Consider the following 20,230-nt stretch of genomic DNA (forward strand, 5'->3'; position numbering starts at 1 on the left):
GCGCTTGACGACTTTTTTCTTAACCCACAAGTTCCCAATTCACGCGGGGTTCTTGACGCCAAACGACACCGGAACAGCAAGGATGCGGTTCCGGCGAATGCGTTTGGCGCCCCCAAAAGGTATATGCATTTGTCCACCTTTAAAGATCTCGGCCTCTCCGAGCACATTCTGGAGACCCTGTCCGCCAACGGCTTCGAAAAACCGACGCCGATCCAGGCGCAGGCCATTCCTCAGGTGCTGAAGGGCAACGATCTCATCGGTCTCGCCCAGACCGGCACCGGCAAGACGGCCGCCTTCGGCCTGCCGATGATCGAAAAGCTCGTTGCCGAAGGCAGGCGCCCCGATCCGCGCAACATCCGCGCCCTCGTACTTGCCCCGACCCGCGAACTGGTCAACCAGATCGCTGCCAACCTCAAGCTCTTCGTCAAGAAGTCTCCGCTGAAAATCGGCGTTGTCGTCGGCGGTGTCTCGATCAACAAGCAGACCGAGCAGCTCGCCCGCGGCGTCGACATCCTGGTCGCAACACCGGGCCGCCTGCTCGATCTCGTCAACCGCAAGGCCGTGACGCTGACGCAAGGGCGCTACCTCGTCCTTGACGAAGCCGACCAGATGCTCGACCTCGGCTTCATCCACGACCTGCGCAAGATCTCCAAGCTCGTGCCGAAGAACCGCCAGACGCTGCTGTTCTCGGCCACCATGCCGAAGCAGATTGCCGAGCTTGCCGGCGAGTACCTGACCAACCCGATCAAGGTTGAAGTCACACCTCCGGGCAAGGCCGCCGACAAGGTCGAACAGTATGTTCACTTCGTTCCCGGCAAGGACCTGAAGACGACCATCCTCAAGAAGACGCTGACCGACAATCCGGACGGCCTGTCGCTGATCTTCAGCCGCACCAAGCATGGTGCCGAGAAGCTGATGAAGCACCTCGACCACGTGGGCTTCAAGGCCGCCTCGATCCACGGCAACAAGAGCCAGGGCCAGCGCGAGCGGGCACTGAAGGCCTTCCGTGATGGCGAGATCCGCGTGCTTGTCGCCACCGACGTCGCCGCCCGCGGCATCGACATCCCCGGCGTCACCCACGTCTACAACTATGACCTGCCGGAAGTGCCTGATGCCTATGTTCACCGCATCGGCCGCACCGCGCGCGCCGGCCGCGACGGCATCGCGATTGCCTTCTGCGCTCCGGACGAAATCCGCCTGCTGCGCGACATCGAGAAGCTGATGGGCATCAACATTGCTGTTGCCAGCGGCGAAGCGCCAGCCGACCAGGCCCGCCCCTCCAAGAGCCGCAGCGGCCGAGGCAATAACGGCGCCGGCCACCGCAAGGGCAATGGCGGCGGCCAGCACCAGAACGGCGGCCGTCCCGCGCGCCGCGAACGCCCCGCCGGCGAGCCGGTGGCAGCGACCAGCGGCTTTACCGGCGACGACCTGTTGCGCGACGATCGCCGCCCGGAGCGTCAGGAGCGCCGCGACCATGGCCATCCGCAAAACGACGGCCGTGGCGAAGGCAACCGCAATCACGAAGGCAAGAAGCACCACGGACGTCCCGGCCAGAAGCAGGGCGACCGTCGCGACCGCAACCATGGCGGCCGCAACGAAAACCGTGGTGGTGGCGAGCGTCGCGAAGGCGGCCAGGGCCAGCGTCGTGGCAACGGCGGCAACCGCGGCCACCAGGGCTGATTTCTAAAAATCGCTGAAATGAACGGCGGGCCTAAGCGACCCGCCGTTTTTTATGCCCGCTGCTTGCGGTTGGTAAGATAAACGCCCGCGACGGCGATCACCGTTCCGATGACCATCGGCAGCGTCAGCGCTTCGCCGAAGAAGAGCCACGCCTGCACTGCGGCAAGCGGCGGAACCAGATAGATCAGAGACGCCGCGCGGGACACCTGGCCGCGGCGGATGAGATAGAGCAGCAGCGCAATCGCCCCCATCGAAAGCCCTAGGACCGACCAGGCGAGTGCGAGCACGACCTGGAGGTTCCAGGTGACGTGCAGATCTTCCAGCAGCAGCGCCAGCGGGATCGTCACGATCAGCGCGCCGAGATATTGCAGTGCTGCGATGCTGCGGATGTCGCCGCTCTGGAGATGGCGCTTCTGATAGAGCGTGCCATAGGTGACGGCGGCCATGCCGAGCACGTTGACGATGACAGGCAGGAGGTGGATCGGCGTCGCGCCGGTATCTATCGCCAGCACCTTCGGCAGCACGGCTAGCGCAATGCCGAAGAAACCGAGCACCAGTCCGAGCTTCTGTTGGGTCGTCAGCTTTTCGTCGATCACGAAGGCCGCCGCGACGGCAGTCATCAACGGCTGCAGGCCGGCAATGATGCCGGAGATACCGGCGGGAACACCCTCACCGATCGCCCACCAGACGGCGCCGAGATAGAGCCCGTGCAAAAACATGCCTGACACCACGGCATGGCCGGCCACCGACCAGGACTTTGGCCACCGGGCGCCGGTGACGATGCAAAACAGGATGAAGAGCGCGATCGCCAGCGTGTAACGCAAAACCAGAAAGGTCAGCGGATCCGCGTAGGCAGCCGCATATTTCGCGACGACCCAGCCGGTCGACCAGAGCAGAACGAAGATGGCGGGAGCCAGGCGGGCGAGCATGATGGGCCTATCGGATAACGGCGGCAGAGCGGCGGCGTACAGCCCGCTCAACGGAAGGCGGCCTCAAGTCGCTGAATACTCTGATCTACCGGATGATTTCGAGCCTAATCATTGCGATTTAGGCATTGAGGCAAGTAGACGCGACCACACTGATGGTCAAAGCAATTTTTCTGATGGCAAGCATCAGCCAATCGGAACCATCAGCCGGAGCGAGGAAAGCGACAGCGAAACGAAGCCGGGCTCGTACTCCTCGCGATAGTGCAGCAAGGCGGTATCGGCCGCATGTCCTTCGGCCGCCATCCAATCGAACATTTTCTGGTAATGAGCAAAGGCGTCGCCGCTTTCCGGATGATGCAAGGCGGTGACGAAACGCATGGCCGGCAGGTCGACGTGTCCAGGGTGAACCGAGGTCTCGGCCTTGTCGGCGACATAACCGACAAGATAGCGGAAGCCGTCAGGGCGATCGTTCCAGGAAATACCGACGAGAGCTGCATGGTCCCCGGGATGAAGGTGTTGGTGGTGCCCCTGCATCTCGGCGATCAGTCGGCGCACGGCCCCTTCGGCCGCCTCGCCAAAGGTACCTTCCCAAAACGAGCCGGCTATGCGCTGGGCCGGTCTTTCAACGATTTCGAACGCCATGACCACCTCATCAAACGAAGGTCCTGCAATTTTTGGCCTGTCACACGAAGGCCAATCGCAGGAGTAGAACGGAATTTGCCTCAAAGCAGTTCCACGAAGGCGCGGGCCGCGTGGCTGAACTGCCTCTCGCGATGGGTCAAGAGTTCGAAATTGCGCTCCGCCAGTTCAAACGGCAACTCGACCAGCCGGCCGCTATCAACGAAGGGCTGGGCGGCAAGCCGGGAAACGGCCGTGACGAAGGGACCGCTTTCGACCGCCGTCAGCACCGCTTCGTTCGAGGGCAACTCGAGCTCGATCTTCAACCCGTCAAGCTCCGCTCCATGATCCCCCATCGATTGCAGGAACATTGCCCGCGTGCCGGAGCCCTCTTCACGCAGCACCCAGCGCGCTGCAAGCAGCATCTCCAGATTGACCGGGGCGCCAACAAGCGGATGCGCGGGCGAAGCATAGACCGCAATGCGATCGACCGCGACGCGGCGGTGGTCGAGCTTGGCACCATCGACCCGCCCTTCGACGAAGCCGAGCTGCACTGTCCCCTCCTCTACCGCCTCGGCAACGACGGCGGTGTTGCGCACGGTGAGTTTCACGTCGACCTGCGGATATTCGTGGGTGAAGCGCGCCAAACGCGCCGGCAGCCAGTAGCTCGCAACCGTCTGGCTGGCGGCGATCGACAGTTCGCCGCGGCGAAGCTGGGATAGATCGTTGAGGCAGGCGGTGGCCGCGGCCGCCCGGGCGAGAACCGCTTTTGCCTCCGGCAGGAAGACCTTGCCGGCATCGGTCAGCGTAAGACCGCGGCCGACACGATCGAACAACCGCACGTCGTGCTGGGTTTCAAGCGCGGCGATCGCGGCACTCGCGGCCGACTGGGTGACGTTCATCGCCTCGGCGGCTTTCGTCATGTGCAGCCGCTCGGCGACCGCGACGAAGATTCTAAGCTGATCGAGTGTCATGGCAAATCAATCGCAAAAATCGATCAGAATGACAAGAATAATCCGTTAGACTGATTCATGGATCGGCGTAGGTTGCCCGCCATGTCCAGATCGCATCCCACATTTCGCTCCGCATTTTGCTCCGCCTCCTCCCGCCTGACCTGCATTCTTCCGGGCCTTTTCCTCTGCTGCCTCGTCGCGCTCGCGGCCATCGGCCTTGAATTGATCGAGTGGCGCTGGACAGGTCGCGCATGGCTGGAGGCCCTCGTTCTTGCCATTCTGCTTGGCGCCACCGTCCGCACGATCTGGACGCCCAGCGCCCGCTTCCTCTCCGGCATCCATTTCTCCGCCAAGGTTCTACTGGAGACCGCAATCGTCCTGATCGGCGCCATGCTGAGCTTCGACGCGATCGCCGAAAGCGGGCCGACCCTGCTTGTCACCGTCGTCGCCATGGTTGTCATGTCGATCGCCACCGGTTACCTGATCGCCCGTCTACTCGGCCTGCCGAAGCGGCTCGCGACCTTGATCGCCTGCGGCAACGCCATCTGCGGCAATTCGGCGATTGCCGCCGTCGCTCCGGCAATCGGCGCCCGCGGCGAAGAGGTTGCCGCCGCCATCTCCTTTACCGCCATTCTCGGCATCGCCGTCGTCCTGTCTCTGCCCTTCGTCGGCGGCTGGCTCGGCATGACGCCACAGGGCTACGGTGTCTTTGCCGGCATGACCGTCTATGCCGTGCCGCAGGTTCTCGCCGCTGCCAGCCCTTTCAGTTCGCTCTCGGTTCAGGTCGGCACGCTCGTCAAGCTCGTGCGCGTGCTGATGCTCGGCCCCGTCGTCTTCTGTTTCTCGCTGATCGGCGGCCGCGATACTGAACCTGAAGCCGCGCCGGGCGAACGCCGCACAGTGGGATCGCGTCTCGCCACGGTCGCGCACTTCGTCCCCTGGTTCATCCTCGGTTTCCTGGTCGTCGCCATTGCCCGCAATAGCGGCGTAGTCCCCGACCCGGTCGCGACAGGCGCCGTGAAGGTCTCCACCTGGCTGACCGTCATCGCCATGGCCGCTCTCGGTCTCGAGGTCGACGTCCGCACGCTCGCCAATGCCGGCCCGCGCGCCAGTGCCGCTGCCCTGCTCTCGCTTCTCGTGCTCTGCATCCTGTCAGCGCTCGCGATCGCTTGCCTTGGCCTCGGCTAGCACCGAAAACCGGCGCCCAAATTTAGAGCATATGCATATTTTGCAGCCGCTCGGCCGCCACACCTTTCGGCGGCCGGATCCCGCTGCCGGGTTGTTGGGCAGTTTTCCCCGTGAATGGGCGAGAGGATCGATGCCAATTTTCTTTTCCGGCGACTGAGCACGCTTCTTGCATTGCAACCAGCGTTGTACTCAAATGGTCAAAAATAAGGGGACCACGCCTTTGGCATTTGACGAAATGATGAATGCGGACAGCAGTCCGCGCCAGCCATATTCGACCTATCATGAATGGTATGCCAGCCAGGACAAAAATCGGCTCATAGCCAAATCCAGGGAAGCCGAGAACATATTCCGGAAAACCGGCATCACCTTCGCGGTCTACGGACACGCAGACTCATCCGAAAAGCTCATCCCCTTCGACCTCATCCCCCGCATCATTTCCGGCCGCGAATGGCGCAAGCTCGCCCAAGGCATCGAACAGCGGGTCATCGCGCTCAACGCCTTTCTCGACGACATCTACCACAAGCAGGAAATCATCCGCGCCGGACGCGTGCCGCGAGAGCTGATCGAGAAGAACGTCGCCTTCCTGCCGCAGATGATCGGCTTCAGGCCGCCGGGCGGCGTCTACACCCATATCGTCGGCACCGACATCGTGAGAACAGGTGAAGATCAGTTCTACGTGCTCGAGGACAATGCGCGCACGCCATCCGGTGTCAGCTACATGCTGGAAAACCGGGAGACGATGATGCAGATGTTCCCCGAACTCTTCCATCAGAACCGCGTGCGCCCGGTGGAGAACTACCCGAATCTCTTGCGCCAGAGCCTGGCGTCGCTGGCACCCCCCGGCTGCAGCGGCAAGCCGCGCGTCGCCGTGCTCACGCCCGGTATCTACAACTCCGCCTACTATGAACATGCCTTCCTCGCCGACATGATGGGCGTCGAACTGGTCGAGGGTTCGGATCTGCGCGTCATCGACGGCAAGGTGAAGATGCGCACCACCCGCGGCTACGAGGCGATCGACGTGCTTTACCGCCGCGTCGACGACGACTTCCTCGATCCGCTCACCTTCCGTCCGGATTCGGCGCTTGGCATTCCCGGCATCATGGATGTCTACCGCGCCGGCAACATCACAATTGCCAATGCGCCCGGCACCGGGATTTCCGACGACAAGGCGATCTATTCCTATATGCCCGAGATCGTCGAGTTCTATACTGGCCGCAAGCCACTGCTTGAAAACGTGCCGACCTGGCGCTGTTCCGAGCCACAGAGCCTGAAATACGTGCTCGAACATCTGGAAGAGCTGGTGGTCAAGGAGGTGCACGGATCCGGCGGTTACGGCATGCTGGTCGGCCCGACCGCCAGCAAGAAGGAGCGCGCCTTCTTTGCCGAAAAGCTGAAGAGCCGCCCGACCAACTACATCGCCCAGCCGACGCTTTCGCTTTCCACCGTGCCGATCCTCGTCAACAAGGGTATCGCGCCCCGGCACGTCGACCTTCGCCCCTATGTCCTCGTCTCCGACAAGGTGCAGATCATTCCCGGCGGCCTGACGCGCGTGGCACTCAAGGCTGGTTCGCTCGTCGTGAACTCCAGCCAGGGTGGCGGGACCAAGGACACCTGGGTACTGGAGGACTGAGACCATGTTGGGAAGAACTGCAAACGGTCTCTACTGGATGTTCCGCTACATCGAACGCGCCGAAAACAGCGCCCGACTGATCGATGCCGGTCTGCGCATGGCGCTGACCCGCAGCGAAGCGACGGAGGGCGACTGGGACGGCGTGCTGCAAAGTGCGGGCGTGCGCGAACTCTACGACGAAGTGCACGAGACGCTGACGAGCATCGACGCGATCGATTTCCTTTTGCGCGACCGCGCCAATCCGTCGAGCGTGATGTCGTGCATCGAGGCGGGACGCCACAATGCGCGCATGGTCCGCACGGCGCTGACGCGCGAGACTTGGGAAGCGACGAACGAATGCTACCTCGAAATGAAGACGATCCTCTCCAGGAAGGCCCGTCCGACCGACATGCCCGAGATCATCGATACGATCAAGCGCCGCGCCGGCCTCATCCGTGGTGCCTTCCACGGCACGATGCTCCGGAACGAGATCTTCAACTTCTCGCGCATCGGCACTTTCATCGAGCGAGCCGACAACACCGCCCGCATCCTCGACGTGAAATACTACGTGCTCCTGCCGGCAGTCGCCGCCGTCGGCTCGTCGATGGACAATGTTCAGTGGGAATCGATCCTGCGCTCGGTCTCGGCCCACCGCGCCTATGGCTGGGTCTATGATGCCGAGCTCCGCCCCGCCAACATCGCCGACTTCCTGATTTCCAACGGCCGCATGCCGCGCTCACTTGCCTATTGCTACGAGAAGATCGCCAGTAATCTCGGTTACCTCGAACGAGAATATGGCGAGCGCCACGCCGCCCACGACACGGCCGACCGCACGCTCGCGTCGCTGCGCAGCCAGTCGATCAAGGACATCATGGATGTGGGCTTGCACGAATATCTCGAAGACTTCATCAGCCACAACAACCGTCTGGGACAGGAAATCTCCGACGGTTACCGGTTCAACTGAGTTCGGGAGGATGGCATGCACCTGAAGATCAGCCACACGACCGAATACCACTATGACGAACCCGTGCAATACGCGCTGCAGCGCCTGCGGTTGACGCCACTGACCCAGGCCGGCCAGACCGTTCTCGGCTGGGATACCCTTGTCGATGGCGCGGCAATCGAAGTGAGCTACGACGACCACTTCGGCAACCGGGTTCATCTCGTCAGCGTCGACGGCGACCGCGACGCGATCCGCATCACCGCCTCCGGCGAGGTCCATACGGAGGACCGCGCCGGCGTCTTCGGGCCGCACCAGTCCTACGTACCGCTCTGGCTCTATGCCCGCGAAACGCCTTTGACCAAGGCCGGCAAGCTGATCCGCGAACTCGCAAAATCCGCCGAAGGCGACACCGACCTTGCCCGCATGCATGCGCTGATGGAGACAATCTACAAGGCGGTGGAATACAAGCCCGGCGAGACCCACGCGGAGACGACGGCCGAGGATGCGCTCGAAAGCGGCAGCGGCGTCTGCCAGGACCACGCCCACATCCTGATCGCAGCGGCGCGCTCGCTCGACCTGCCGGCGCGCTACATCTCGGGCTATCTGATGATGGAAGGCCAGCCGGATCAGACGGCAAGCCACGCTTGGGCCGAAGTGCATCTGAACGGGCTCGGCTGGGTCGGCTTCGACGCCGCCAACAAGATCTGCCCCGACGATCGCTACGTTCGCATTGCTTCCGGCCTCTGCTACCGCGACGCCGCGCCGATCTCCGGCCTGATCCATGGGGAGGCCAAGGAGACGCTGAAAGTTTCGGTCACCGTCGAGCAAAAGCAGCAAAGCCAGAGTCAGAGCCAGTCACAAAGCCAGTAGCCTCTGCGCCAGTAACCTCTTCGATGGGGCGCCATCGACGCCCTATCGAAAGCTGGATCTCCCGGCATGAAAGCCGCAGACACCCGCCCGGTCGTTTGTATTTCTAGCGCGAGGCGCTCGCCTGCAGGATGCGGCAGAGCGAAACCAGTCCGCCGTCATAGCCGCCACTGACCACGTCGCGGCAACGCTTGATGAGCTTGACCCGTTCGGCGCTCGACAGCTTGTTGAACGCTGTGAGCGGGGCGCCTGGAGAAACTGCGCCACCGGAACCAACACCTGCACCGCCACCGCCGGTATTGACGTCGAGGCCGGCAGTCAGGCCACGTCGGCCACCAACACTGGCGTCAACGGAAGAGTTGAGCCCGTTGTCACCGAGACCGATATCGGCATCCGCGTTGATGCCATTGCTGCCACCGACGCTCGCCTGCGCATCGGCGTTGACGCCGCGCGAACCGCCGACCGTGGCATTGGCGGCGGCGTTGACGCCGTTGGCACCGCCCAGCGACGCGTCGACGTCGGCATTCACGCCGTCCGATCCTCCGAGCCCCACACTGGTGTTCAGCCCGTTCGCTGCGCCGACGGACAGCCCGACACCGAGACCATCGCGCTCCGCGCTTTGGCCAAATGCCGGCGCGGATAACGCCACCGTCGCAAGAAGACCCAGCGACAACGCAAGCACATTCTTCCGCATGATCGTCCTCCTTCTCAAGCGTAGGGCCGGAATGACCCAGGCTAGAGGAGACGTCGGAAGATCAAGTCTGGTTGCGCTGACTCTACCGGAAGCCAAACGTTTCGGAGGTTGTAGATAATACAAACCGAAGACGTGCAAAGATTGCGCTTCTTTTTGAAACGACTGGCCGGAGCGCGAATGGAAATGCCGCACCGACGAGCGGTGCGGCATTGCACGCCAGCAAACAGAAAAGTCAGTGGCTGTCGCGGTTCATCGGGATTTCCGAGCCGCGCGGGCCGACGAGGAAGTCGAGATCCGCCCCCGTATCGGCCTGCATGACCGTCTTGACGTAGAGACCGCCATAGCCGCCGGCAAGCGGCTTGACCGGCGACACCCAGGCCGCACGACGACGGGCGAGTTCCTCGTCCGAAATGTCGAGGTGAATGGTGCGGGCCGGCACGTCGACGGCGATCATGTCGCCGTTCTCGACCAGCGCCAGCGGGCCACCATCGGCCGCTTCCGGTGCCGTGTGCAGGATGACCGTGCCATAGGCCGTGCCGGACATACGCGCGTCCGAAATGCGGATCATGTCGGTGATGCCCTTCTTCAGCACCTTCGGCGGCAGGCCCATATTGCCGACCTCGGCCATGCCCGGATAACCCTTCGGGCCACAATATTTCAGCACCATCACGCAGGTCTCGTCGATGTCGAGATCGTCGCGGTTGATGCGGGCGTGATAGTCCTCGATGCTCTCGAAGACGACCGCGCGGCCCTTGTGCTGCATCAGATGCGGCGAAGCGGCCGATGGCTTCAACACGCAGCCCTTCGGTGCCAGGTTGCCACGCAGAACAGCGATGCCGCCCGACTGCGTCAAGGCCTTTTCGCGCGGCACGATGACGTCGTCATTGTAGTTGGTGACGTCCTTGACGTCGTTCCAGATCGTGTCGCCGGTCACGGTCAAGGCATCCTTGTGCAGGAGACCCATTTCGCCGACCGCCTTGATCACGACCGGGAGACCGCCGGCGTAGTAGAACTCCTCCATCAGGTATTTGCCCGACGGCTGGAGGTTGACGATCGTCGGGACGTCGCGGCCGAGGCGATCCCAGTCATCGAGGCTGAGATCGACGCCGATGCGGCCGGCAAGCGCCAGGAGGTGCAGCACGGCGTTGGTCGAGCCGCCGACGGCGCCGTTGACGCGGATGGCATTCTCAAAGGCTTCCTTCGTCAGAATGTCGGACGGCTTCAGGTCCTCCTTCACCATGTCGACGATGCGGCGGCCGGAGAGCTGGGAGATCACTCGACGGCGTGCGTCGACGGCAGGAATGGCCGCGTTGCCGGGCAGCGTCATGCCGAGCGCTTCGGCCATCGAGGCCATGGTGGAAGCCGTGCCCATGGTCATGCAGCTTCCGGCCGAACGGGCCATGCCCTGCTCGGCGTCCATGAATTCTGCCAGCGACATCTCGCCGGACTTCACCATCTCGGAGAACTGCCAGATCGCCGTACCGGAGCCGACATCCTTGCCGCGCCATTTGCCGTTCAGCATCGGGCCGCCGGAGACGAGAATAACCGGGATATCGACGCTGGCAGCCCCCATCAGCAGGCTCGGCGTGGTCTTGTCGCAGCCGCCGAGCAGCACGACGCCATCGACCGGATTGCCGCGGATCGCCTCTTCGACGTCCATCGCTGCAAGGTTGCGGAACATCATCGCGGTCGGACGTAGCGTGCTCTCTCCGACGGAGAAGACCGGAAACTCCACCGGGAAACCGCCGGCCTCATAGACGCCACGCTTCACCCGCTCGGCGAGATCACGCAGATGCGCGTTACACGGCGTCAGCTCCGACCAGGTGTTACAGATGCCGATGATCGGCCGTCCATCGAACGTATCGGCCGGCAGACCCTGGTTCTTCATCCAGGAGCGGTGCATGATGGCATTCTTGCCGGTGCCGCCGAACCAATCCTGCGAACGCAGCTTGCGCGGCCATTCAGCTTTCTTCTTCATCTTATCCTTCCTTAGGCGGCCCGCGCAGTCATGCGGGCCTGTGACGGCGCCCGTTAAGCGAGCGTGTAGGCCGTCTTGACGGTTGTGTAGAACTCGGCGGCGTAGCGGCCCTGCTCGCGCGAGCCATGGGACGAGCCCTTGCGGCCGCCGAACGGCACGTGGAAATCGACGCCGGCCGTCGGCAGGTTGACCATCACCATGCCGGCCTCGGCATTGCGCTTGAAATGGGTCGCATGCTTGAGGCTGGTGGTGGCGATGCCCGAGGACAGGCCGAAGGGGGTGTCGTTGGCCACCGTGAGCGCCTCGTCGTAATCGCGGACGCGGATGACGGACGCCACCGGCCCGAAGATCTCTTCCCGCGAAATCCGCATCGCGTTCGTCGCCTCGGTGAACAGCGCCGGCTGCAGGTAGAAGCCGGGCGTGTCGCGCTTCAGCAGCTCGCCACCGAAGGCGAGTTTGGCGCCCTCCTGTTTGCCGATGGCGATGTAGTCGATGTCCTGGTTGAGCTGGCTCTCATCGACCACCGGGCCGATATGGGTGCCGGCCTTCAGCGCGTCGTCGATCGTCAGCCCCTTGATCCGTTCGCCCATTGCGGCCACGAAGCGATCGTGGATGCCCTCGGTGACGATGATGCGCGACGAGGCGGTGCAGCGCTGGCCGGTGGAGAAGAAGGCGGAATTGACCGCCGCCTCGACCGCCACCGACAGATCGGCATCGTCGAGCACGACGAAGGGGTTCTTGCCGCCCATCTCCAGCTGGTATTTGCGATTGTGCTCGACGGAGGCGAGCGCCACCCGTTTGCCGGTGCCGGTCGAGCCGGTGAAGGTGATGGCGTGGATATCGGGGCTGTCGAGCATCGCCTGGCCGACGACCGAGCCCTTGCCCATCACGAGGTTCAACACACCCTTCGGCAGGCCGGCGCGATGGAGGATGTCGACGATCGCCCAGGAGCTGCCGGGCACCAGTTCGGCCGGCTTGAAGACGACGGTGTTGCCGTAGCAAAGCGCCGGCGCGATCTTCCAGGCGGGAATGGCGATCGGGAAGTTCCACGGCGTGATGATGCCGACGACGCCGACCGGCTCGCGGGTGATCTCGACGCCGATATTGGGTCGCGCCGACGGCAGAACTTCGCCCGCCAGTCGCAGGCATTCGCCGGCGAAGAAGTCGAAGATCTGGCCGGCACGCACCGTCTCGCCGATGCCTTCGACAAGCGTCTTGCCTTCCTCGCGCGACAACAGCCTTCCGAGCTCGTCCTTGCGGGCAAGGATCTCGTCGGCGGTCTTCCTCAGGATCGCGTGGCGCTCGAGGATGCCGGAGCGCGACCAGGTCGGGAACGCAGCCTTGGCAGCGGCGATCGCGGCGCGGGCATCGTCGGCAGACGCACGGGCATATTCGCCCACAACGTCATTGGTGTCGGAAGGGTTGATGTTGGCAACCCCGTCACCGCCGACCCACTCGCCGGCAATCAGGTTCTGGTGCAATGTCATAGGCTTCGAGCCTCCTTCATAAACGCGCCTGACCGTCCCTCGCGAACGGTGCGCTTAGGAGATGTGTCAGAGCTGGCGAATGGCGACCTGTTCTTCCGCAGCGATCGCTAGCGTGTTGCGGAGCGGAAGGCCGAAACCATCAGCCTCGATCTCGAACACGTCGCCTCCTTCGGTGCGGATGCCGTCGCCGAAGGACAGCGTCGCCGTACCGAACATGTGAACATGAATATCGCCCGGCTGGCGGAACAGGCCGTACTTGAAATGATGGTGCTCAAGATTGGCAAAGCTGTGCGACATGTTGGCTTCGCCCGAAAGAAACGGCTTTTCCCAAAGCACTTTGCCGCCGCGCAGGATGCGAGACATGCCGCGGATGTCCTCGGGGGCGACCCCGATGCGGATTTCCGGGCCGAAGCTCGCCTGGCGCAGCTTCGAGTGCGCCAGCCAGAGATAGTTGACCCGCTCGGTCTTGTGGTCGGAAAACTCGTTGGCGACGGCGAAACCAATACGGAACGGAACGCCCGTGTCGGAGATCACGTAGATGCCGGCCATTTCCGGCTCCTCGCCGCCATCCCCAGCAAAGGCTGGCGAAACGAGTGCCGAACCTGGCGCCACGGCTGAGGTGCCGTTGCCCTTGTAGAACCACTCCGGCTGCGCGCCGGTCTCGCCGGCCTTCGGCTTGCCGCCTTCGAGCCCCATGCGGAACATCTTCATCGAGTCCGTCAGGGTTTCCTCGGCCGCCTCGCTCGTCTTCTTGTGCATGGCGTCGCGGGTTGCGGCCGAACCAAGATGGGTGAGGCCCGTGCCGGTCAGGTGCAGGTGCGCCGGATCCGGATGGGTGATCGGCGGCAGGAAACGTCCCTCCGCATAGGCCCTGTCGAGGTCGACGGCGGCGCCAAGACCCTTGGTCTCGATCGTCTCCTTCAGGCTGCGCCCGGCATTGGCCGCCTCCATCGCCAGAGCGTAGACGCTTGCAGCACCATTGACCGCATGCGCGGTTTCACCGGGCAAACGCACCGCAACCGTTATCGATCCGTCTTCGTTCCTGATCTGCGAAATCAGCACGATCCTGTCCTTCCTGTCGTCGTTCGGGTCGCGGTCCTCGCCCTTTCAAGGCAAAAGCGTCCCCGTGGCTGGCTTTCGCCACCCAATTCCGGCGGGCCAATCCGCCGATCCTGGCAGCCGCGGCTGCTGGTGAATGTTACTGGTTCGCGTCGGGTCTTATGGCTTTCGGCTCAACCCTTGTTCTTGTTGTAGACATCGAAGAACACGGCTGCGAGGAGCACGAGGCCCTTGATCAGCTGCTGGTAATCGATGCCAATGCCCATGATCGACATGCCGTTGTTCATCACGCCCATGATGAAGGCGCCGATCACCGCGCCGATGATCTTGCCGACGCCGCCGGACGCCGAGGCGCCGCCGATGAAGCATGCCGCAATGACGTCGAGTTCGAAGCCTTGGCCGGCCTTCGGCGTAGCCGAGTTGAGGCGGGCGGTGATGATCATGCCGGCGAGTGCCGCAAGCACACCCATGTTGACGAAGGTGTAGAAGGTCAGCCGTTCGGTGTTGATGCCCGAGAGCTTGGTCGCCTTGACGTTGCCGCCCATGGCGTAGATGCGGCGGCCGATGGTCGAGCGCGTGGTGATGAAGGTATAGAGCGCGATGAGAACGGCCATGGCGATCAGCACGTTCGGCAGGCCGCGATAGGTCGCCAGCTGGAAACCGATGAACAACGCCACGACGGCAATAACCGCCATCTGGATCGCGAAGAAGATGAAGGGTTCGTTCTCGGTGCCGTGCTGCTCGTTGATCCGGCGGTCGCGAATGCCGGCATAGATGGCATAGGCGACGAGCGCCACGACAGCCACGAGCGCGACCAGGTTCTGAATCATTTCCGGCGCCGGATTGAGGAAATAGAGGAAGTCGGGGACGAAACCGGTCGACAGCAGCTGGAACTCCTTCGGGAACGGTCCGATCGGACGACCGCCAAGCACCACATAGGTAAGCCCGCGGAAAACCAGCATGCCGGCGAGCGTGACGATGAACGACGGGATCTTCTGATAGGCGACCCAATAACCCTGCGCCGCACCCATGATGCCGCCGACGACGAGACAGGCGGGAATGACGACAAAGGCCGGCAGCCCCCACTTGACCAGCATGATCGCCGAGATCGCGCCGATGAAGGCGACGATCGAGCCGACCGATAGGTCGATATGGCCGGCGACGATGATCAGGAGCATGCCGAGCGCCATGATGACGATGAACGAGTTCTGCAGCACCAGGTTGGTGATGTTGACCGGCTTGAACAGCACGCCGTTGGTCACGAACTGGAAGAACAGCATGATCACCACGAGCGCGACGAGCAGGCCGTATTCGCGGATGTTGTTCTTGAGATAGTCCCCGATCGAGGGCTTGTTGTTTTGGGTGCTCGTATCGGCGACCATTAGTGTTTCTCCCCTGAACGCATGATGGCACGCATGATGGATTCCTGGCTCGCTTCCGCCTTCGAGAGCTCGGCGACGATGCGGCCCTCGTTCATGACGTAGATGCGATCGCAGGTTCCAAGCAGCTCCGGCATTTCCGATGAGATCATCAGGATGCCTTTACCCTCGGCGGCAAGCTGGTTGATGATGGTGTAGATCTCATACTTCGCGCCGATATCGATGCCGCGTGTCGGCTCGTCGAGAATGAGAACTTCCGGATTGGTGAACAGCCATTTGGACAGCACGACCTTCTGCTGGTTGCCGCCCGAGAGGTTGACCGTTTCCTGATAGATCGAGTGCGAACGGATGCGCAGCTTCGAGCGATAGTCGGAGGCGACCTTCGCTTCCTTGCGGTCGTCGATGACGCCGTTCGCGGCAACCGCCTTCAGGTTGGAGAGTGTCGTGTTCTCCTTGATGTTGTTGATCAGCACGAGGCCGAGCTGCTTGCGGTCTTCGGTGACGTAAGCGAGACCCGCATCGATCGCCCGCGGAATCGTGCTGACATCGACGGGCTTGCCGCGCATCGTCACGTCGCCGGTGATCTTGTGGCCCCAGGACTTGCCGAAGATGCTCATCGCCGTCTCGGTGCGCCCTGCCCCCATCAGCCCGGCAATGCCGACCACTTCGCCGGCGCGCACGGTGAAATTGACGTCGTGCAGGAACTGCCGGTCGCGGTGGTGCTGGTGAAAGACATTCCAGTTTTTCACCTCCAGCAGCGTCTCGCCGATCTTGGGCTCGCGCGGCGGGTAGCGGTCTTCCATAGCGCGGCCGACCATGCCTTTGATAATCCGGTCCTCGCCGACATCTTCGGTCTGACAGTCGAGCGTTTCGACGGTTCCGCCATCGCGCAGGATGGTGATTTGGTCGGCGACTTTGCGGATCTCGTTCAGCTTGTGCGAGATGATGATCGAGGTCATGCCCTGCGTGCGAAACTCCATCAGGAGCTTCAAAAGCGCATCGGAATCGGTTTCGTTGAGCGAGGCGGTCGGCTCGTCGAGGATCAAGAGCCGCACCTTCTTCGAAAGCGCCTTGGCGATCTCGACCAGTTGCTGCTTGCCGACGCCGATGTCGGTGATGAGCGTTGCCGGGCTCTCGCTGAGGCCCACCTTCTTCAGGAGCTCCTGGGTGCGGGCAAAGGTCTGCGGCCAGTGGATCACGCCGTTGCTGGCGATCTCGTTGCCGAGGAAGATGTTCTCGGCGATCGACAGCAGCGGCACCAGCGCCAGTTCCTGGTGGATGATGATGATGCCAAGGTCTTCGCTGTCGGAGATCGTCGAGAAGCGACGCGCTTCGCCACCGTAGTGGATCTCGCCTTCATAGGTGCCGGCGGGATAGACGCCGCTCAACACCTTCATCAGCGTCGACTTGCCGGCGCCGTTTTCGCCGACGAGCGCGTGGATCTCGCCTTCGCGGACCTTGAAGCTGACATTGTCCAGCGCCTTGACGCCCGGGAACGTCTTGGTGATGCCCCGCATTTCAAGAATGATATTGTCCATGTTCAGTCATTCCAGCGGCAGTCTGCGAGAGAGTACCGGCTCCGTCTTCTGGATAAAAGGGCCCGCGCGCTTGCACGGGCCCTTCCCGTTGAAAAAGATCAGTTGTTGATCTGGTCTTCGGTGTAGTAGCCCGAGCTGACGAGCACGTCCTTGACGTTGGACTTGTCGACGGCAACCGGCTTCAGCAGGTAGGACGGAACGACCTTGACGCCATTTTCATAGGTCTTGGTGTCGTTCACCTCAGGCTCCTTGCCTTCCATGATCGCGTTGACCATGCCGACCGTTACCTTGGCGAGTTCGCGCGTGTCCTTGAAGATCGACGAATACTGTTCGCCGGCAAGGATCGACTTGACCGACGGCAGCTCGGCGTCCTGGCCGGTGACAACCGGCATCGGCATGTCGCCCGAGCCGTAGCCGACGCCCTTCAGCGCCGAGATGATACCGATCGAGAGGCCGTCATAGGGCGAAAGCACGCCATCGACCTTGGCGTCGGTGTAGTTCGACGACAGCAGGTTTTCCATGCGGGCCTGGGCGACAGCACCGTCCCAACGCAGCGTGCCGACCTGGTCCATGCCCTTCTGGCCGGACTTGACGACGATCTTGCCGCTGTCGATCAGCGGCTGCAGAACCGACATCGCGCCGTCGTAGAAGAAGAAGGCGTTGTTGTCGTCAGGCGAACCACCGAAGAGCTCGATGTTCTTGGGCTCGGTTGCGCCATCGAGCTTGAGGCCCTGCACCAGCGACGTCGCCTGCTGCACGCCAACCTGGAAGTTGTCGAAGGTGGCGTAGTAGTCGACATTGCCAGAGTCACGGATCAGACGGTCATAGGCGATAACCTTGACGCCGGCGTCATGGGCCTTCTGCAGGATGTCGGAGAGCGTCGTGCCGTCGATGGCGCCGATGACCAGAACCTTGGCACCCTTGGTCACCATGTTCTCGATCTGGGCGAGCTGGTTCGGGATGTCGTCGTCAGCGAACTGCAGGTCCGGGGTGTAGCCGGCTTCCTTGAACAGCTTCTCCATCGTCTCGCCGTCGGAAATCCAGCGGGTCGACGTCTTCGTCGGCATGGAAATGCCGACCGTGCCCTTGTCCTGCGCAAATACGGGCGCAGCGAAGGACGCGATCGAAATCGCAGCGGCTGCGAGAAGCGAAGTCATCAATTTCATCAGTTCTCTCCCAAAAAAGTTGAAGCCGGCAGGCAGAGCCTTTCCGTCTATGCGCAGCAATCCGCGGACCGGGATCTCGTCTCCGGCCGCGGATCAAGGTGAAGGAGAGGCCTCCCCGCCTCGCATGCTCCTACATGCGCTGGCACATGAGCAAAAACTGGAATCAAAACATATAACTGTCAAATACAATATTACTTTGAACGCATATCAAAATTGTTATAGCACGTGCGAACAGTGTGATTTTTGAAAATATTTGAAAACCAAAAAAACCACAGGGGTTGGAAATGCGTGACCAGAAGGCAAGCGCCACCGGGACGGCCGGCGAACTCTTCGATTCAGCACTCTTTCGCTCCGGCTTGAAGATCAGCCACCTCCGGCTGATTCTTGCAATTGACGACCACAGGCGCATCAGCGCCGCCGCGGAAGCCCTCGGGACTTCGCAGCCGGCAGCCTCGCGTATGCTGTCGGAAATCGAGACGATGCTGAAGGCGCCGGTCTGCGAACGCATTGCCCGTGGCGTCGAACTGACGCCTTACGGCGAAGCGCTGGCACGGCGGGCGCGCACGATCTTTCTGGAGCTTCGAGAAGCCTCGCGCGAGATCAACGAGCTCAAGACGGGCAGCGGCGGCTCGGTCTCTCTGGGTTCCGTCACCGGCCCGGCGCTCAATCTCGCCGTCCCCGCCATTCGCCAGGTGATCACCGCCTATCCCGGCATCGAGATCAACGTCCAGATCGAAAACAGCAACGTTCTGGCAAGGGAGTTGCTTGCCGCGCGCCACGATTTCATCATCGGGCGCATCCCCGACGACCAGCCGCCGCGGCTCTTCAACATGGTGGAGATCGGGTTTGAAGAAGTCTGCCTGATCGTGCGCGACGGCCATCCGCTGCTCGACAAACCTGTGGTCGGCGCCGAGGATCTGCCCTCCTACGACTGGGTGTTCCAGCCGCCGGGCACGCTGCTCAGGCGCGCCGTCGAGGATAGTTTCGTGGCGGCCGGCGTGAGATTGCCGGCGACCGTCATCAACACCTCTTCGATCATCCTGACGCTGTCGATCGTGCGCCACACCAATGCGATCGCGCCGGTGGCGCTCGACGTCGCCAACCTGATTGCCGGCAACGGCACACCGGCCGGCGAGATCCGCATCCTCAAGACCGAAATCCCGATCCGCATCAAGCCCTATGGGCTGATCACCGCCGAGGGCCGCGCGCTGCCGCCGAGCGCCAAGCTGCTCTACGATCTCATCCTGAAGCAGGGCCGTGCGTGATCAGCCCGGCATGATCGAAACGTTCAGCCCGGCATGATCAAGTGATCAGCCCGGCATGATCATGTGATCAGCCCGGGATAACCTCCGCCTGTCATGGTTTCCTTCCAATTGGAGGCGTCATGTTTGGAATGTCGGTGTTTCAGTCGGTGCTCGAGCGACTGAAGACGGAAGAGGAAAGCGAGTTCGATGAAGAGGTCGAGGCCCGACAGGCGACGCCGCGCGTGCCGATCTTCACCGGCGCGTTCGCTGTCGAAAGCGCTGGCGTGGCGTCTTTTGGCACGGTCGAACGCGCCTACCTCGATGCGGCTTTCGTCGAGCCGCCTGCCCCGCCGGTCATGCCCGACTATCTCGATCGCACCAGTCTTGCCGAGGTTGCTGCGGAACTGGCGCTTGCCGACGACGAAACGATAATGACGCTCGCGGCAAAGCGGCGTGCCTTCGCCGCCCTGAACCATCCGGACCGCCTGCCGGCCGCTTTCCGCGCCAATGCGACCGTGCGCATGAAACTCGCCAACATGCTGATTGACGAAGCCTCGCAGCAGATACGCGCAATCAACCCGGCACCGTGATCCTCAGCCCGCGGTGCCACCCTCGTCGCTTTTGCCTTGCTCCTCGTCCGCGGCTTTTTCCTCGGCCTTCTCGCTCGGCTTGTAGAAGACCAGCAGCGCTGCCGAGGCATAGGCCGTGACCGCCAGGAAGATCATGCCCCACATCGCCTGTTCGCCCAGGAATTCGACCACCGTCCACCCGGCGCAGAAGACCACGATCAGCAGGCGGACCCATAGCGGGCGGTAAAAGGGGTGGTCCGGGTCGATGAACTTGAGCATTCTGTCCTCTGGTAACCTTTTCGTGCACCGCCCATTTACGAGAACTTCGCCTG

Annotated in this window: 18 protein-coding genes; 7 read left to right on the forward strand and 11 right to left on the reverse strand. The window is 62.5% G+C overall.

The features are described 5' to 3' along the window. Positions 1-129: 129 nt before the first annotated feature. Positions 130-1,680: a DEAD/DEAH box helicase gene (locus AC3WWH_RS17020; protein ID WP_492377119.1), complete on the forward strand. Its 1,551-nt coding sequence runs from the start codon at positions 130-132 to the stop codon at positions 1,678-1,680. Positions 1,681-1,730: 50 nt separating this feature from the next. On the opposite strand, the gene AC3WWH_RS17025 is transcribed toward AC3WWH_RS17020, so the two are convergent. The 3 genes from AC3WWH_RS17025 to AC3WWH_RS17035 form a co-directional block, all read right to left on the reverse strand. Next, positions 1,731-2,609 carry a DMT family transporter gene (locus AC3WWH_RS17025; protein WP_058321187.1) on the reverse strand — a complete coding sequence of 293 codons (879 nt, stop codon included), beginning with the start codon at positions 2,607-2,609 and terminating at the stop codon, positions 1,731-1,733. A 183-nt stretch (positions 2,610-2,792) separates the two neighbouring features. Next, positions 2,793-3,248, reverse strand: coding sequence for a GyrI-like domain-containing protein (locus AC3WWH_RS17030; protein ID WP_057252957.1), 456 nt, complete (start codon positions 3,246-3,248; stop codon positions 2,793-2,795). Positions 3,249-3,328: 80 nt separating this feature from the next. Continuing rightward, positions 3,329-4,198, reverse strand: a complete 870-nt coding sequence (locus AC3WWH_RS17035) for a LysR family transcriptional regulator (protein WP_057252955.1) — start codon at positions 4,196-4,198, stop codon at positions 3,329-3,331. A gap of 81 nt (positions 4,199-4,279) precedes the next feature. Between AC3WWH_RS17035 and AC3WWH_RS17040 the strand changes: the two genes are divergently transcribed. The 4 genes from AC3WWH_RS17040 (at position 4,280) to AC3WWH_RS17055 (ending at position 8,787) form a co-directional block, all read left to right on the forward strand. Further along, positions 4,280-5,365 carry a YeiH family protein gene (locus AC3WWH_RS17040; protein ID WP_192494802.1) on the forward strand — a complete coding sequence of 362 codons (1,086 nt, stop codon included), beginning with the start codon at positions 4,280-4,282 and terminating at the stop codon, positions 5,363-5,365. A gap of 235 nt (positions 5,366-5,600) precedes the next feature. Continuing rightward, on the forward strand, positions 5,601-6,995 hold the full coding sequence (locus AC3WWH_RS17045) for a circularly permuted type 2 ATP-grasp protein (RefSeq protein WP_058326564.1): 1,395 nt from the start codon (positions 5,601-5,603) through the stop codon (positions 6,993-6,995). Between the two features lie 4 nt (positions 6,996-6,999). Beyond that, on the forward strand, positions 7,000-7,938 hold the full coding sequence (locus tag AC3WWH_RS17050) for an alpha-E domain-containing protein (RefSeq protein ID WP_057252951.1): 939 nt from the start codon (positions 7,000-7,002) through the stop codon (positions 7,936-7,938). A 15-nt stretch (positions 7,939-7,953) separates the two neighbouring features. Further along, positions 7,954-8,787 (forward strand): transglutaminase family protein, encoded by an 834-nt coding sequence (locus AC3WWH_RS17055; protein WP_057252949.1) that lies wholly within the window; start codon positions 7,954-7,956, stop codon positions 8,785-8,787. A 103-nt stretch (positions 8,788-8,890) separates the two neighbouring features. Here the strand turns inward: AC3WWH_RS17055 and AC3WWH_RS17060 are convergent, their stop codons facing one another. The 7 genes from AC3WWH_RS17060 to chvE form a co-directional block, all read right to left on the reverse strand. Then, positions 8,891-9,478 (reverse strand): hypothetical protein, encoded by a 588-nt coding sequence (locus tag AC3WWH_RS17060; protein ID WP_113399041.1) that lies wholly within the window; start codon positions 9,476-9,478, stop codon positions 8,891-8,893. Between the two features lie 232 nt (positions 9,479-9,710). Continuing rightward, positions 9,711-11,456 (reverse strand): L-arabinonate dehydratase, encoded by a 1,746-nt coding sequence (araD, locus tag AC3WWH_RS17065; protein ID WP_057252945.1) that lies wholly within the window; start codon positions 11,454-11,456, stop codon positions 9,711-9,713. A 53-nt stretch (positions 11,457-11,509) separates the two neighbouring features. Further along, complete coding sequence (locus AC3WWH_RS17070; protein WP_492377120.1) at positions 11,510-12,943, reverse strand: aldehyde dehydrogenase family protein; 1,434 nt, start codon at positions 12,941-12,943, stop codon at positions 11,510-11,512. A gap of 66 nt (positions 12,944-13,009) precedes the next feature. After that, on the reverse strand, positions 13,010-14,005 hold the full coding sequence (gene araD1 / locus AC3WWH_RS17075; RefSeq protein WP_058320823.1) for an AraD1 family protein: 996 nt from the start codon (positions 14,003-14,005) through the stop codon (positions 13,010-13,012). Between the two features lie 170 nt (positions 14,006-14,175). Then, positions 14,176-15,384 carry a multiple monosaccharide ABC transporter permease gene (gene mmsB / locus AC3WWH_RS17080; RefSeq protein ID WP_057249119.1) on the reverse strand — a complete coding sequence of 403 codons (1,209 nt, stop codon included), beginning with the start codon at positions 15,382-15,384 and terminating at the stop codon, positions 14,176-14,178. After that, positions 15,384-16,919, reverse strand: a complete 1,536-nt coding sequence (gene mmsA, locus AC3WWH_RS17085) for a multiple monosaccharide ABC transporter ATP-binding protein (protein WP_057249118.1) — start codon at positions 16,917-16,919, stop codon at positions 15,384-15,386. The genes mmsB and mmsA overlap by 1 nt, the downstream gene beginning before the upstream one ends. Positions 16,920-17,017: 98 nt before the next feature. After that, the gene (gene chvE, locus AC3WWH_RS17090) at positions 17,018-18,085 is read right to left on the reverse strand and encodes a multiple monosaccharide ABC transporter substrate-binding protein (RefSeq protein ID WP_057249117.1); all 1,068 of its coding nucleotides are present in this window, start codon (positions 18,083-18,085) and stop codon (positions 17,018-17,020) included. A gap of 284 nt (positions 18,086-18,369) precedes the next feature. Between chvE and AC3WWH_RS17095 the strand changes: the two genes are divergently transcribed. Both AC3WWH_RS17095 and AC3WWH_RS17100 read left to right on the forward strand, forming a co-directional pair. Continuing rightward, complete coding sequence (locus AC3WWH_RS17095; RefSeq protein WP_058320822.1) at positions 18,370-19,350, forward strand: LysR family transcriptional regulator; 981 nt, start codon at positions 18,370-18,372, stop codon at positions 19,348-19,350. 119 nt (positions 19,351-19,469) lie between these two features. After that, on the forward strand, positions 19,470-19,919 hold the full coding sequence (locus AC3WWH_RS17100; RefSeq protein ID WP_058320821.1) for a hypothetical protein: 450 nt from the start codon (positions 19,470-19,472) through the stop codon (positions 19,917-19,919). A 3-nt stretch (positions 19,920-19,922) separates the two neighbouring features. Here the strand turns inward: AC3WWH_RS17100 and AC3WWH_RS17105 are convergent, their stop codons facing one another. After that, positions 19,923-20,177 carry a hypothetical protein gene (locus tag AC3WWH_RS17105; RefSeq protein WP_058320820.1) on the reverse strand — a complete coding sequence of 85 codons (255 nt, stop codon included), beginning with the start codon at positions 20,175-20,177 and terminating at the stop codon, positions 19,923-19,925. Positions 20,178-20,230 lie beyond the last annotated feature (53 nt).

Source organism: Ensifer sp. EB106-03-01-XG145, from assembly GCF_058792075.1.

Coding starts and splice junctions, on each gene's coding strand:
- AC3WWH_RS17070 (WP_492377120.1), bottom strand. CDS start 12,943: ATGACATTGCACCAGAACCTGATTGCCGGCGAGTGGGTCGGCGGTGAC.
- AC3WWH_RS17030 (WP_057252957.1), bottom strand. CDS start 3,248: ATGGCGTTCGAAATCGTTGAAAGACCGGCCCAGCGCATAGCCGGCTCG.
- mmsA (WP_057249118.1), bottom strand. CDS start 16,919: ATGGACAATATCATTCTTGAAATGCGGGGCATCACCAAGACGTTCCCG.
- AC3WWH_RS17050 (WP_057252951.1), top strand. CDS start 7,000: ATGTTGGGAAGAACTGCAAACGGTCTCTACTGGATGTTCCGCTACATC.
- AC3WWH_RS17105 (WP_058320820.1), bottom strand. CDS start 20,177: ATGCTCAAGTTCATCGACCCGGACCACCCCTTTTACCGCCCGCTATGG.
- AC3WWH_RS17040 (WP_192494802.1), top strand. CDS start 4,280: ATGTCCAGATCGCATCCCACATTTCGCTCCGCATTTTGCTCCGCCTCC.
- AC3WWH_RS17025 (WP_058321187.1), bottom strand. CDS start 2,609: ATGCTCGCCCGCCTGGCTCCCGCCATCTTCGTTCTGCTCTGGTCGACC.
- AC3WWH_RS17055 (WP_057252949.1), top strand. CDS start 7,954: ATGCACCTGAAGATCAGCCACACGACCGAATACCACTATGACGAACCC.
- AC3WWH_RS17045 (WP_058326564.1), top strand. CDS start 5,601: ATGATGAATGCGGACAGCAGTCCGCGCCAGCCATATTCGACCTATCAT.
- chvE (WP_057249117.1), bottom strand. CDS start 18,085: ATGAAATTGATGACTTCGCTTCTCGCAGCCGCTGCGATTTCGATCGCG.
- araD (WP_057252945.1), bottom strand. CDS start 11,456: ATGAAGAAGAAAGCTGAATGGCCGCGCAAGCTGCGTTCGCAGGATTGG.
- AC3WWH_RS17060 (WP_113399041.1), bottom strand. CDS start 9,478: ATGCGGAAGAATGTGCTTGCGTTGTCGCTGGGTCTTCTTGCGACGGTG.
- mmsB (WP_057249119.1), bottom strand. CDS start 15,384: ATGGTCGCCGATACGAGCACCCAAAACAACAAGCCCTCGATCGGGGAC.
- AC3WWH_RS17100 (WP_058320821.1), top strand. CDS start 19,470: ATGTTTGGAATGTCGGTGTTTCAGTCGGTGCTCGAGCGACTGAAGACG.
- AC3WWH_RS17095 (WP_058320822.1), top strand. CDS start 18,370: ATGCGTGACCAGAAGGCAAGCGCCACCGGGACGGCCGGCGAACTCTTC.
- AC3WWH_RS17035 (WP_057252955.1), bottom strand. CDS start 4,198: ATGACACTCGATCAGCTTAGAATCTTCGTCGCGGTCGCCGAGCGGCTG.